Annotated in this window: 11 protein-coding genes; 8 read left to right on the top strand and 3 right to left on the bottom strand. The window is 64.9% G+C overall.

Translation table 11 applies throughout. The features are described from left to right. Nucleotides 1-55 precede the first annotated feature (55 nt). A complete protein-coding gene (locus tag ACE3TH_RS13000) occupies nucleotides 56-847 on the bottom strand; it encodes a SapC family protein (RefSeq protein ID WP_374600284.1) in 792 nt (263 codons plus the stop codon). A gap of 138 nt (nucleotides 848-985) precedes the next feature. On the opposite strand from ACE3TH_RS13000, the gene ACE3TH_RS12995 reads away from it, so the two are divergent. The 4 genes from ACE3TH_RS12995 to ACE3TH_RS12980 all read left to right on the top strand — a co-directional run bounded on the left by ACE3TH_RS12995 (nucleotide 986) and on the right by ACE3TH_RS12980 (nucleotide 5016). Then, the gene (locus tag ACE3TH_RS12995) at nucleotides 986-1462 is read left to right on the top strand and encodes a Fur family transcriptional regulator (RefSeq protein ID WP_374600282.1); all 477 of its coding nucleotides are present in this window, start codon (nucleotides 986-988) and stop codon (nucleotides 1460-1462) included. 26 nt (nucleotides 1463-1488) lie between these two features. Next, on the top strand, nucleotides 1489-2397 hold the full coding sequence (locus ACE3TH_RS12990) for an alpha/beta fold hydrolase (protein ID WP_374600280.1): 909 nt from the start codon (nucleotides 1489-1491) through the stop codon (nucleotides 2395-2397). A 93-nt stretch (nucleotides 2398-2490) separates the two neighbouring features. Then, a complete protein-coding gene (locus ACE3TH_RS12985) occupies nucleotides 2491-3993 on the top strand; it encodes a CoA-acylating methylmalonate-semialdehyde dehydrogenase (RefSeq protein WP_374600278.1) in 1503 nt (500 codons plus the stop codon). Nucleotides 3994-4077: 84 nt separating this feature from the next. Further along, nucleotides 4078-5016, top strand: a complete 939-nt coding sequence (locus tag ACE3TH_RS12980) for a hypothetical protein (protein WP_374600276.1) — start codon at nucleotides 4078-4080, stop codon at nucleotides 5014-5016. Nucleotides 5017-5023: 7 nt separating this feature from the next. Here ACE3TH_RS12980 and ACE3TH_RS12975 read toward each other — a convergent pair whose 3' ends face one another. Continuing rightward, a complete protein-coding gene (locus tag ACE3TH_RS12975; RefSeq protein ID WP_374600274.1) occupies nucleotides 5024-6193 on the bottom strand; it encodes an aminotransferase class V-fold PLP-dependent enzyme in 1170 nt (389 codons plus the stop codon). Between the two features lie 89 nt (nucleotides 6194-6282). Next, nucleotides 6283-9180, bottom strand: coding sequence for a preprotein translocase subunit SecA (gene secA / locus ACE3TH_RS12970; protein ID WP_374600272.1), 2898 nt, complete (start codon nucleotides 9178-9180; stop codon nucleotides 6283-6285). A 245-nt stretch (nucleotides 9181-9425) separates the two neighbouring features. On the opposite strand from secA, the gene ACE3TH_RS12965 reads away from it, so the two are divergent. Genes ACE3TH_RS12965 through ACE3TH_RS12950 form a run of 4 tightly spaced genes read left to right on the top strand, consistent with a single transcriptional unit; the run spans nucleotide 9426 to nucleotide 12313 of the window. Beyond that, entirely contained in the window at nucleotides 9426-10322 is an 897-nt protein-coding gene (locus ACE3TH_RS12965; protein ID WP_374600270.1) for a peptidyl-prolyl cis-trans isomerase, read from the top strand. After that, nucleotides 10319-11701 carry a bifunctional glutamate N-acetyltransferase/amino-acid acetyltransferase ArgJ gene (argJ, locus tag ACE3TH_RS12960; RefSeq protein WP_374600269.1) on the top strand — a complete coding sequence of 461 codons (1383 nt, stop codon included), beginning with the start codon at nucleotides 10319-10321 and terminating at the stop codon, nucleotides 11699-11701. The genes ACE3TH_RS12965 and argJ overlap by 4 nt, the downstream gene beginning before the upstream one ends. Further along, nucleotides 11698-12108, top strand: a complete 411-nt coding sequence (locus ACE3TH_RS12955) for a (deoxy)nucleoside triphosphate pyrophosphohydrolase (protein ID WP_374600267.1) — start codon at nucleotides 11698-11700, stop codon at nucleotides 12106-12108. Before argJ ends, ACE3TH_RS12955 begins: the two co-directional genes overlap by 4 nt. 25 nt (nucleotides 12109-12133) lie before the next feature. Beyond that, nucleotides 12134-12313: a Flp family type IVb pilin gene (locus tag ACE3TH_RS12950; protein WP_374600265.1), complete on the top strand. Its 180-nt coding sequence runs from the start codon at nucleotides 12134-12136 to the stop codon at nucleotides 12311-12313.

Below are 12313 nucleotides of genomic sequence, written 5' to 3'. Positions count from 1 at the left end.
AAAGCCCCGCCCGGCGAACCGGACGGGGCTGATTTTGTTCACCGAGATGTCTACGTTAGGCGTTACCCGCCGCCTTCTGCTGTTGCGCCATCTTATCAAAGGCGATGACGATTAGGCGATCCCAGCCCAACAACGATATGAGATGCGCATAGATCTGGCCCAATGCGCCATTATCGCGAAGCTCGACGAGCTTTTCGACAGGCAAGGCTTTGATCTTGTCTTCCGAGATAGCGAAGTATTCGGCGATTTTCTGAACCGATGCAGTCGTGCCATCAGGATTCTTGGGAGTAAAGTTGGCCTCCCGCGTTTCAAACAGATCAAGATCGACCAGCATCTTCACAAAACTGTCGGTACGCTGCCGCTCGGTCTCGAAGTTATTGCAGAACTCCAAGGCCTGCTGGACATAGGGGCTGGGCTGGCCGTCGACGAACAAGGGTTGCGATCCCCCTTCCTTGATGAAGGGAGCCTTCCGATCAAGGCAGAGAACCAAGCGCTTTTGAACGTCGTCATTGGCAAAGACGAAGGGGTAGCGCCGTACGTAGGCCGGAATGTAGGCGTCGCCGCGGAAGAGACCTTGATCATCAATGAACAGATTTTCTCCGTCGCGCAGACCCATGACCGCTACAGGCTGCTTGTTGTCGCCGACAAAGATCACCGGATAGGACAGCGCAGCAGGCGCGAATTCGGTGACGGTTAGCGGGACAATATTCGTCTGAGCCACAAAGTCGTAGGGACGATCGACGGGGTCAACACCAAGGGTCCCGTGCGCCTCTATCGAGATGGGTTCGGGCTGGCTGTAGAACAGGACGTTGCCGGTCAGGGAAGCGGTCGAGGTTGTGTCGGTCATGGACGCGATGCGAGCTCTGGAATGAAGGGAAGGGCGGTGTCTAGCCCAGACCGGCGGCGGCGGCAAACGGCACTGGCCACGCCGTGTTGGGGCAATCCCTCGGTTGCGACGATCCGTTCGACGCCCTAGCTTTAGGCCATGGGCGACAACTGTCATCACACGCACCAGGAAGGTCCGCCCGACGCAGAAGCGGTGCGTCTGGCTCTCGCCGACGTGGATCGGCGCCTGTCCGGTCAGGGCGAGCGGATGACCGCCGCCCGCACGCGCGTGCTGGAGCTGCTGCTGAGTGCAGGCGAGCCGGTGAAGGCCTATGACCTCATTGCGAGGTTCGGTGCCGACGGGGCTCCGGCCAAGCCACCGACCGTCTATCGTTCTCTAGAGTTCCTGGAGAAACAGGGACTGGTTCATCGCATCGCCTCGATCAGTGCCTATGTTGCCTGCACCTCAGGCACGGACGCCCATGCCGCGGCCTTCCTGATTTGCGATTGCTGCGGCGCGACGCAGGAGGTGTCGGCGTCACTGGCCGACGGTCTCGACACGGCGGCGGCGTCGAAGGGCTATGTCATCGAGCGCACCACGATCGAGGCCCACGGTCGATGTGCGGCCTGCGCCTGACCTGATCGCTGGTAACCCGCGGGGCTATGGCCTATCTGCCATCCATGGATGCGATCCGGCTCTCCCCGCCCCGCCGCTTCAGCCTGCCCGTCGACAATCGATGGGGCACGGGCGACATGGCCGTGCTGGACTATGGCGACCCCGATCGACCGGTGGACGTTGTCTTCGTCCACGCCAACGGCTTCAACGCCATGACCTATCGCAGCCTGCTGGCCCCCCTGTCCGGCTCGCTCCGCCTGTGGTCGCCCGATCTGAGGGGGCACGGACATTCGACCCTGCCGACACCGACACGGGGACGACGAAACTGGGCCGATCATCGCGACGATCTGGTGGCTCTGCTGGATGCCCTGGACGGGCCTCCGGTCGTTCTAGCCGGCCATTCGATGGGAGCGACCTCCTCCATCCTGGCCGCTGCCGAACGGCCTGAGCGGGTCTCGCAGCTGGTGCTGTTCGATCCGGTGATCTGGAGCCGCCTGGCCGTCGCCGCCTTTCACCTGCCGCTGCTGGATCGGCTGGCGAGCCGTATTCCGCTGGTGAAAAATGCGCTCAAGCGCCGCGCCGTCTTCGAGAGCCGGGAGCAGGCCATGACCGCCTATGTCGGGCGCGGGGCCTTTCGCGGCTGGCCCGAGATGATGATCGCCGACTATCTGGGCGACGGTCTGGTCCAGACCGATGAGGGCTTCGTTCTGGCCTGCCCACCCGAATGGGAGGCGTCCAACTATGCGGCCCAGAGCCACGACCCCTGGCGCGCGCTGAAACGCTATGGCGGTCCGGTCCGTATCCTGAAGGCTCAGGCCGGATCGACCTGTCATGTGCCGGAGCATCCGCGCGGCCTGCCGAACGTGACGGTCCAGACCGTCGAGGGCGGCACCCATTTCTTTCCCATGCTTCAGGCCGACGTGGCCCGCGATTCCCTGTTTGAGGCCGCGGTCTGACCCGTCGCCTACGGTCGCGCTGGCGTCGGCTCGACCGACCCGCTAAACCGCCGCCAACAAGAACAAGCGGCTCTTTCAGGGAAACGTCCGACAATGCGCGAAATCAACCATTTCATCGACGGTGCCAGCTTCACGGGCGCATCGGGACGGTTCTCCGATGTGTTCAATCCGAACACCGGAGAAGTTCAGGCGAGGGTGCAACTGGCCAGCGTCGAGGAGATGGACCGCGCGGTTCAGGCGGCACAGGGGGCCTTCGAAGGCTGGTCCTCGACCAATCCCCAGCGTCGGGCTCGCGTGATGTTCGAGTTCAAGCGGCTGGTCGAGGCCAATATGACCGAATTGGCCGAGTTGCTGTCTAGCGAGCACGGCAAGGTCGTCGCTGACTCCAAGGGCGACATACAGCGGGGGCTGGAGGTCATCGAGTTCGCCTGCGGCATCCCGCATGCGCTGAAGGGCGAATACACATGGGGCGCGGGGCCGGGCATCGACGTCTACTCGATGCGCCAGCCGCTGGGCGTTGTCGCTGGCATCACTCCATTCAACTTCCCGGCCATGATCCCGATGTGGATGTTCGGCGTGGCCATTGCGGTGGGCAACACCTTCATCCTGAAGCCATCGGAGCGCGATCCGTCGGTGCCCGTGCGTCTGGCACAGCTGATGATGGAGGCGGGCGCTCCTGCTGGGGTGTTGAACGTCGTGCACGGCGACAAGGCGGCTGTCGACGCCATCCTGACCCACCCCTTGATCCATGCCGTCAGCTTCGTCGGCTCGTCCGACATCGCCCACTATGTCTATCAGACCGGCGCGGCCAACAATAAGCGGGTCCAAGCCATGGGCGGGGCCAAGAACCATGGCATCGTGCTGCCCGACGCCGACATGGACCAAGTGATCAAGGACCTGTCGGGTGCGGCCTACGGCTCGGCCGGCGAACGCTGCATGGCCCTGCCGGTCGTGGTGCCCGTCGGAAAGAAGACGGCGGATGAACTGCGTGAGCGGATGGTCGCCGAGATCCCGTCGATGCGGGTCGGTGTCTCGACCGACGCCGGTGCTCATTACGGCCCGGTCGTCACGGCCCAGCACAAGGCCCGCGTCGAGGGCTGGATCGACCAGGGTGTGCAGGACGGGGCCGAACTCGTCGTCGATGGCCGCGGCTTCAGCCTGCAGGGCCACGAGAAGGGCTATTTCATCGGCCCATCGCTGTTCGACCACGTCACGCCCGAGATGGAGAGCTACAAGGAAGAGATCTTCGGCCCCGTGCTCCAGATCGTCCGCGCCGCCAGCTTCGAAGAGGCGCTGAGCCTGCCGTCGAGGCACCAGTACGGCAACGGCGTCGCCATCTTCACCCAGAACGGTCGCGCGGCGCGGGACTTCGCCGCCCGGGTCAATGTCGGCATGGTCGGGATCAACGTCCCCATCCCGGTGCCGGTCGCCTATCACACCTTCGGCGGCTGGAAGCGTTCGGCCTTTGGCGACACCAACCAGCACGGCATGGAAGGCGTGAAATTCTGGACCAAGGTCAAGACCGTCACGGCCCGCTGGCCCGACAGCGATCTGGAGCATGCGGATTCCAGCTTTGTTATCCCGACCATGGGGTGATTTTCGCCTGGTCCGCGTTCGGTGCAGCACTTTCAACGGACGGGCGTTAGACTGGGCGATACCGTAAAGCTGTAGAGCCCTCGCATGCGTCGTTTTCTGGTCTGGACCACTCTGCTGATCATCGTCGGCCTGGCCTTGGCCGGTGCCGGCTACTGGGGCTGGTGGAACTATTTCGCGCGATTCCAGCCGGTGACGGTCAGCCAGAACCAGGCCGAGATTCAGAGGCTGCTGGACGATGCCCCCTGGGTCTCGCCGGGGGATGTGACGGGCTCGCCGGTTTATGTCGTCGGCTATCGCGACAGCGACGCTCTGATGCAGTTCCAGCGCGAGGAGGGGCCCAAGCTGCGCGCGGCGGGAGCCGACCTGCGCGTGGTGATGTTCGCCCGCCCCGACGTGGAGGGACTGGCCCAGTCCACGGCCGCAGAGCGGGCCACGGTGGCCGAGCTGTGGCTGACGCGCGACTGGACGCTGTATCGCCGCTGGACCGACACGCCCGCCGCCAACTGGACGGCACCGGGGCTGACCCCTGCGGACGGCGATCTGACCCGCACGGCTATCGTCGCCGGCGGACGCGACTTCGCCCGTCGCCTAGGCGACCTCTTGGAGCCGAGTGGCGTGCGGGAGGGTTACCCCGTCATTCTGTGGCGCGACCGCCAGGGGTTCCTGAAGGCCTGCGCCTGCACCGACGCCCGATCATGGGCCTATATCCGCGACGATCTGGGCGCACCGGATCGGGTGGCCACGGACGGAGCGCAGGCGACCGAGGCCGTGCCCTATGACGAAGGCGGACCCGCTGTCCCGCCATCTGCGGGAGCGCAGGCACTGCCTTATCCCGATCTGACGGTCCCGCCGGTCGCGGCACCTGACCGGGTCGAGGGCCAGCCTCTGCCCCAGAACGGTCAGAGGGCCGGGTCGGGCGCGTCGGCTTCAGGCAAGGCTCAACCTGCTCAGCGTCCGACACAGACGCCGCGACCGCGCACGACGCCTCAGCCGAAACAGGAAGAAGATACGACCTTCTTCTAGGCGTGCGTCAGAGTACCCGCTCGCAGGTCTCGATCATCCGCGTCAGATCGGTCTCGTCCTGATAAAGACCAAAGCCGAAGCGGATGGTGTCATCGCGCACATCGGTGACCACATTGGCCTCCAGCAGCCGCGCCCGCCAGGCCTGGGCCTTGGGGTGGCGCAGGGCCAGGAACCGCGCCCGATTGGCGTCATCTGTCATCGGGTTAAGGATTTCGGCATCGGCCAGCCGCCCGACCTGACCGCCCTCGATCGCCTGCTGAAAGGTTCGCATCAGGCCGTGAGCGTGGGTGGCGATGTCGCCGGTAGTTAGTCCTGCCTCGTCCAGCATCCGGCGCACGCCGTTGAAGCGGTACAGGGGCGTGGAATCCATCGTGGCACCCCAGAACCGACCGGCGTCGGCGCGGTACTGCACGCCGTCCGGCGGGCCCGTCAGATTGCCGAACTCGGCGAACCAGCCGGTAGCGACGGGCCGCATGCAATAGCCGTCGGGCGCATGCAGAATGCCAGCACCTTCACCCGACATGGCGTATTTGTAGCCGCCGGTGACGTAAAAGACCTTGTCCGCCACTGCCGACAGATCGGTCGGTGTGGCCATGAAACCGTGATAGCCGTCGACGACCACCCAAGGCCCCGCCGGATCCGCCAGCGCCGCAAGGTCTTCCAGCCGGTTGAAGCCCTGGCCGGTCTTGAAGAAGATCTGGCTGATCACGATCAGGTCAAACCCCCCGCCGCGCGCGGCCACAACAAACCGCTCGTCGAACGTTTCGAACGGCTCCAGTGGCACCCGCGTGACCACGGCCTGACCCGCCTCTTCCCAGCGTTCGGCCTGACGGCGGAAGGCGTGGAATTCGCCGTCGGTGGACAGGATGCGGATCGGCTTGTGCTCGATGCCCGAGATGATCCGCAGCAGGAAGTCATGGGTGTTGGACGCGAACACCACCGTGTCCGGTGAGGGCAGGTTCAGCTCCTTGGCCACATGCGACTGCGCCTCTGGCACCACGTCGCCGAAGATCAGATCCCACTTGCGGTCCGCGAACTGATTGGCCTCGACCCAGGCGCGCACCTGACCGTCGAAGCTGGAGTCCGGCCACAGGTGGTGGCTGTGCGCCGCGAAATGCAGGCGATCGGGATCCAGCGACAGGGCACGGGAGAACAGGTCTTTACGCGCACCGGGCATCAGTCTCTCCGTCGTCAGCACATTCGCCGGACCACAGGACCAGCCTCAACGCGCGAGCAGCAAGCCGCCGCGCGGCGAGCGTTAGCGTCCTAGATCAAGCTACCGTGGCAATGCTTGAACTTGCGTCCCGATCCACACGGGCAGTCGGCATTGCGTGGCGTGCGCTCCCAACCGGCCGGCAGCAGATCGACAGGCAAACGCGACCGGTCGTCGCCGGTCAGCTGACCTTCCGGGTTCTGAGCCGAGGGATGGTGCATCTCGTTCTCGCCCGTGCCGGGGTTCAGGTGGATTTCCTGGAACTCTGGCATGTCCATGGGCGGCGGGGCCTCCTGGAAGCGGAACTCGACCGTCATCAGCCAGCGGGTGACGTTGTGGCGCAGCTCGTACAGCAGCGTCTCGAACAGGTTGAAGGCTTCGGTCTTGTATTCGTTCAGCGGATCGCGCTGGCCATAGCCGCGCAGGCCGATGACGCCACGCAGGTGGTCCAGATGGACAAGATGTTCGCGCCAGGCCATGTCGATCTGCTGCAGCAGGAACTGACGCTCCAGCCCGCGGGTCTGGTCGGCGCCAAGCAGTTCCAGACGCTCGTTGGCACGAGCATCGGCGGCCGCGACGATACGCTCCTCGATCTCCTCATTGGACACGCCCTCTTCGGCCGCCCAGTCGTGCAGCGGAAGGTCCAGACCCAGGGTGGACTTCACCTTCTCGTCCAGCCCATCGATGTCCCACTGCTCGGCATAGGCCTTGGGTGGCATGTGCCGTTCGACCAGATCGGAGATCACGTCGGCGCGGAACTCGTTGACCAGTTCGGACAGGTCGGTGGAATCCATGAACTCCTGACGCTGCTCGAACACCGCCTTGCGCTGGTCATTCACGACGTCGTCGTATTTCAGCAGGTTCTTGCGGATGTCGTAGTTGCGGGTCTCGACGCGCTTCTGGGCCGTCTCAACGGCGCGGTTCAGCCAGGGGTGCGAAATCGCCTCGCCCTCGGCCACGCCAAAGCTGCGCATGATCGCGTCCAGACGATCGCCGGCGAAGATGCGCAGCAGGTCGTCCTCGCAGGACAGGAAGAATTTCGACACGCCGGGGTCGCCCTGACGGCCGGTCCGACCGCGCAGCTGATTGTCGATACGGCGGCTTTCGTGACGCTCGGTCCCCAGAACGAACAGGCCGCCGGCGGCCAGAGACCTCTCCTTCTGAACCGCGATCTCGGCCTTGAACTGGGCCTCCATGGCCGCCTCATCCTCGGGCGTGACCTCGATGGCCAGATTACGCTGGTCCTGACGCCACTTCTGCAGCTTCATTTCCAGATTGCCACCCAGCTGGATGTCGGTGCCGCGCCCGGCCATGTTGGTGGCGATGGTCACCACGCCGGGCAGGCCTGCGTCGGCGACGATGAAGGCTTCCTGTTCATGCTGGCGCGCGTTCAGCACGCTGTGCGGGATGCCCCTGCCGGTTTTGACCTCGATATCGAAGTCTTCGTCCTTCAGCGCCTGATAGGCCTTCTTGGCTGCGGCCCGCTCTTTGGGATCGTCGCTGATGACCTGAGCCAGCAGGTGCTGGTGCTGCGGCTTCAGCGTCTTGATCTGGACTTCGTAGCTGTGGGTCTTCAGCAGCTCCGACAACGTCTCGGACTTCTCGATCGACACGGTGCCGACCAGGATCGGCTGACCCTTGACGTGGCATTCGGCGATCAGATTGGCGATGGCCTGGTTCTTCTCGGTCTCGGTGCGGAAGATTTCGTCGTCGTGGTCGATCCGCTTGATGGGCCGGTTGGTCGGCACCTCCAGCACGTCCATCTTGTAGATGTCGAGGAACTCCTGCGCCTCGGTGGCGGCCGTGCCGGTCATGCCCGCCAGCTTCTCGTAGAGGCGGAAATAGTTCTGGATCGTGACCGAGGCCAGGGTCTGGTTTTCGGGCATGATCTTCACGCCCTCCTTGGCCTCGATGGCCTGGTGCAGGCCTTCCGACAGTCGGCGGCCGCTCATCATCCGACCCGTGAATTCGTCGATCAGGACGATCTCGCCGGCCTTGATGATGTAGTCCTTGTCGCGCTGATAAAGTGTATTGGCCCGCAGCGCCTGATTGACGTGGTGGACCAGGCTGACATTGGCGGCATCATACAGGCCGGTCGTGTCCTCGGCGAACAGACCGCGCTCCTCCATGACCTGTTCGATCTTTTCGGAGCCCTCTTCCGTCAGCAGGACCTGGCGCTGCTTCTCGTCGAGATCATAGACTGACGTGTCCTGGATCAGCTCCTTCACGATGCCGTCGACGATCAGATACAGGTCCGAACGATCCTCGGTCGGGCCAGAGATGATCAGCGGCGTGCGCGCCTCGTCGATCAGGATGGAGTCGACCTCGTCGACGATGGCGAAATGGTGCGGGCGCTGCACCATCTCGGCCCGGTCGTAGACCAGGTTGTCGCGCAGATAGTCGAAGCCGAACTCGTTGTTGGTGCCATAGGTGATGTCGGCGGCATAGGCGGCCTGGCGCTGGCCCGACGACAGGCCGTTGACGATCACGCCGACGTCCATACCCAGGAAGCGATAGACCCGGCCCATCCATTCGGCGTCGCGGCGGGCCAGATAGTCGTTGACGGTGATGACGTGCACGCCCTTGCCGGTCAGGGCGTTCAGATAGGCCGGCGCTATAGCTACCAGGGTCTTGCCCTCCCCGGTCCGCATTTCGGCGATGCCACCATCGTGCAGGATCATGCCGCCGGTCAGCTGAACGTCATACTGACGCTGGCCCAGCACCCGCTTGGAGGCCTCGCGCGCGACGGCGAAGGCCTCGTTCATGATCTTGTCCAGCGTCTCGCCATTGGCCAGACGATCCCGGAAGGCGTCGGTCATCATGCGCAGCTCGTCGTCCGACAGGGCGGCGAACTTGTCTTCCAGGGCGTTGATCTTCTGGACCCGCCCCATGAATTCCTTGACCTTGCGGTCGTTGGAGGAGCCGAAAATCTTCTTGGCGATGCCGAGCATGAATGATCCGAAGGCGGGCGAGCGGGTGGGGCTCTGGTACGAAAAACGGTCCCGAAGGAGCGGCGAGGATTTCGCGCCGAACCGGCGGCCTCTTCGGCGGCGGCCCGTCGCACCTGAAACAGGGCGCGCTGCATGGGGCCGCGCGGACGATGAAACCCCTCGACTTGGGCGCAGGCGGGACTTAAGCACCGACCTTATCCCTGTCAACGCGAGGGCCTTTGCCGCCCTGTGACGGAGCTTGCCCCATGCGGCTTTTTCGGCCCTCCGTGATGACCGTCGCGCCGGTCCTGTTCGCCGCCCTTCTGGCCTTGTCGGCGTGTGGTCGTGCCGGAGGCGACGATCGTCCGCCGGAGGCTAACGACCGGGCCGTGGCGCGGGTGCAGGATCAAACGATCTGGGCCTCCGACGTCAAGCGAGAGGCTGTGGCCCAAGGCCTGATCGGCGAAACCGAACCGCTGGACGTCAATGCCGACCTGTTCCGCCGCGTGCTGGACGAGGTCATCGACCGCAAGCTGCTGGCCGCAGAGGCCGAACGGCGCGGGCTGGACGACGACGCCCTGGTCCAGCGCCGTCTGGAGGCGACGCGCGAACGTATCCTCGGTGACGTCCTGATCGAGGAGCAAGTCTCGGGCCAGGTCAGCGAGGCCCGCATCCAGGAACTGTATCGCGACCAGGTCCGCCAGGCCCAGACGACCGACGAGGTCCGGGTCCGCCTGATCCTCAGCCGCACGCGCGAGGAAGCCGCCGCCGTCATCGGCGTCCTGGCCCAGGGCGCGGCGTTCGAAGCCGTGGCGGCGCAAAGCTCCATCGACGATGCGACGCGCTTCTCGGGGGGCGATCTCGGCTATCGCACTCTGGATGTCCTACCGCAGGCCTATGCCGATGCCCTGCGCGACCAGCCGGCCGGCTCCACCGTGGGCCCCGTCCAGACGGAGGCCGGATGGGCCGTACTGCGGGTCGAGGATCGCCGCCGCGAGACGCCGCCGACGCTGGAGCAGGCCCGGCCCCAGATCGTCCGCTTCCTGACCTATGAAGGGATCCGCCAGCAGCTGGAGCAGCTTCGGGGTCGGGCGAGGATCGAGCGCCTGATCGGCGAGCCTGAAGCGGCATCCTCATCCGCTCCCGCAGGCCCGGCCCAATGAGCAAGACCCCGACGCCCGGCCGTTCGACAGGCCAGAAGATCGAACACGCCATCGAAAAGGCACTGGACCCCCTGGCCACCGCTCTGAAGCGCGCGACCAAGCCTGTGCACGCGCCTGTGGCTTCCGCGCCGGGCAAGCCGGGTCTTCAGGTATCGCCTCTGGCCGTGCCCTTCCCGACTATCCCGCCTATCGCGGGCGTGGAGATCGCCACCGCGCGAGCGGGCTTCTACAAGCACGAACGCGACGATCTGGTCGTCTTTTCCTTTGCGCGCGGCACGACGTGTGCGGGCGTCTTCACGCGGCATAAGGTCGGATCAGCCCCCGTCGACTGGTGCCGCCGGCATCTGGATGCCAGCGACGGCGGCAAGGACGTTCGGGCCCTGGTCGTCAACGCCGGTTGCGCCAACGCCTTCACCGGCAAGGCGGGGGCCGATGCGGCCCGGCGCACAGCCTCCGAGGTCGCCAAGCGGTTCGGGTGCCGCCAGCGCGACGTGATGCTGGCCTCCACGGGGGTGATCGGGGTGGTGCTGGACGACCGCAAGATCGCCGCCAGGATGCCCGATATCGAGGCGGGACTGGATCCCGACGGCTGGGCCAAAGCGGGCCTCGGCATCATGACCACCGACACCTTCCCCAAGGGGTCGTTCGCCGAATGCCAGATCGAGGGCCATACGGTCCGCATCGCCGGAATCGCCAAGGGATCGGGCATGATCGCGCCCGACATGGCCACAATGCTGGCCTTCATCGTCACCGATGCCGACATCCACCCCAGTGTGCTGCGCGCCCTGCTGGGCCTGCATGTGCGCACGACCTTCAACTCCGTGACGGTGGACGGCGATACCTCGACCAACGACACCTGCCTGCTGTTCGCCACCGGCGCATCGGGCGCTCCACGTATCGGCCGAGTGGGTGACCGGCGGCTGAAGGCGTTTTCTGCGGCGCTGGACAAGGTCATGCTGGACCTCGCGCACCAGCTGGTCCGCGACGGCGAGGGTGCGACCAAATTCGTCAAGGTGACGGTTGATGGGGCCGCCAGCCCGGCCTCCGCCCGCAAACTGGCCAAGTCGATCGCCGACAGCCCACTGGTCAAGACCGCGCTGGCGGGTGAGGATGCCAACTGGGGTCGGGTCGTGATGGCGGTCGGCAAGACTGAGGAGCCGGTCGACCGCGACAGCTTGGCGATCCGTTTCGGTCCGCATCAGGCGGCCAGCGATGGGGCACCGGCCCCCACCTACGACGAGGCCAAGATGAGCGCCTACATGAAACGGCCCGAGATCGACATCACCGTCGATGTCGGATCCGGTCGGGCGTCGGCTACAGTCTGGACCTGCGATCTGACCAAACGCTACATCGAGATCAACGGCGACTATCGCTCGTGACCGACAGCCTCCCCACCGTTCTCGTTGTCGCCGCTGCCCTGATCGACACCGACGGGAGGGTGCTGATTGCGCAAAGGCCCGAGGGCAAGGCGCTGGCAGGGCTGTGGGAGTTTCCGGGCGGCAAGATCGAACCGGGCGAGCGACCGGAACAGGCGCTGATCCGAGAACTGCGCGAGGAGCTGGGCATCGACGTCAATGCCGCCTGCCTGGCCCCCTTTGTGTTTACCAGTCACGCTTACGAATCTTTTCACCTGTTGATGCCATTGTATCTGCTCCGACGCTGGTCGGGCACGGTGCAGCGGCGCGAGCATGCGGCATTGAAATGGGTGAAGCCGAACCAGCTTTCGGACTATCCCATGCCTCCGGCTGACGAGCCCCTGGTCGCATGGCTGCGCGATCTGCTCTGATCCCGCCACCACGAAAGGGGGGCTGATGCGACGTTTGATTTCGCGTTTTCTGGTCGATGAGGCCGGGGCTACAGCAATCGAATACGGGCTCATTGTGGCGCTGATGGTCGTCGCCGTTTTGGGGGCATTAAGTCTCTTCGGAGCCGCGGGAAGCGGCGTGATCAGTGATGCAATGACTGCTGTAGCTGATGCGATGAGTGCGTAA

It is taken from the genome of Brevundimonas sp., from assembly GCF_041919755.1.
Lineage (GTDB): Bacteria > Pseudomonadota > Alphaproteobacteria > Caulobacterales > Caulobacteraceae > Brevundimonas.
This window is presented reverse-complemented; position numbering and strand designations above follow the sequence as displayed.